Annotated in this window: 1 protein-coding gene; it reads left to right on the top strand. The window is 64.3% G+C overall.

The annotated features are described in order from the left end of the window. The coding region (gene tuf / locus CGR01S_RS16060; protein ID WP_084690763.1) for an elongation factor Tu at positions 1–1,176 on the top strand (1,176 nt) is incomplete at its 5' end. Between the last annotated feature and the right edge of the window lie 2 nt (positions 1,177–1,178).

Below are 1,178 nucleotides of genomic sequence, written 5' to 3'. Positions count from 1 at the left end.
TTCGAGCGGACCAAGCCGCACGTCAACGTGGGCACGATCGGCCACGTGGACCACGGCAAGACGACGCTGACCGCAGCAATCGCCACCGTGCTGGCCAAGAAATTCGGCGGCGAAGCCAAGGGCTACGACCAGATCGACAACGCCCCTGAAGAAAAGGCGCGCGGCATCACCATCAACACCTCGCATGTGGAATACGAGACGGCCAACCGCCACTACGCCCACGTGGACTGCCCCGGCCACGCCGACTACGTCAAGAACATGATCACCGGCGCCGCCCAGATGGACGGCGCCATCCTGGTGTGCTCGGCCGCTGACGGCCCCATGCCCCAGACGCGCGAGCACATCCTGCTGGCCCGCCAGGTGGGCGTGCCCTACATCATCGTCTTCCTGAACAAGTGCGACATGGTCGACGACGCCGAACTGCTCGAACTCGTCGAAATGGAAGTGCGCGAACTGCTCTCCAAGTACGACTTCCCCGGCGACGACACCCCCATCATCAAGGGCTCGGCCAAGCTGGCCCTGGAAGGCGACACCGGCGACCTGGGCGAAGGCGCCATCCTGAAGCTGGCCGAAGCCCTGGACACCTACATCCCCACGCCCGAGCGCGCTGTGGACGGTGCCTTCCTGATGCCCGTGGAAGACGTGTTCTCCATCTCCGGTCGCGGCACCGTGGTGACCGGCCGTGTCGAGCGCGGCATCATCAAGGTCGGCGAAGAAATCGAAATCGTCGGCATCCGTGACACGCAAAAGACCATCTGCACCGGCGTGGAAATGTTCCGCAAGCTGCTGGACCAGGGCCAGGCAGGCGACAACGTCGGTCTGCTGCTGCGCGGTACCAAGCGCGAAGACGTCGAGCGCGGCCAGGTGCTGTGCAAGCCCGGCTCCATCAAGCCGCACACCCACTTCACGGCTGAGGTGTACGTGCTCTCCAAGGACGAAGGCGGCCGCCACACCCCGTTCTTCAACAACTACCGTCCCCAGTTCTACTTCCGCACCACCGACGTGACCGGCGCCATCGAGCTGCCCGCGGACAAGGAAATGGTGATGCCTGGCGACAACGTGTCGATCACCGTCAAGCTGATCAACCCCATCGCCATGGAAGAAGGCCTGCGCTTTGCCATCCGCGAAGGCGGCCGCACCGTGGGCGCCGGCGTCGTGGCCAAGATCATCGAGTAATT

The organism is Comamonas granuli NBRC 101663, from assembly GCF_000739995.1.
In the GTDB taxonomy this organism is placed as follows: domain Bacteria; phylum Pseudomonadota; class Gammaproteobacteria; order Burkholderiales; family Burkholderiaceae_C; genus Simplicispira; species Simplicispira granuli.
This window is presented reverse-complemented; position numbering and strand designations above follow the sequence as displayed.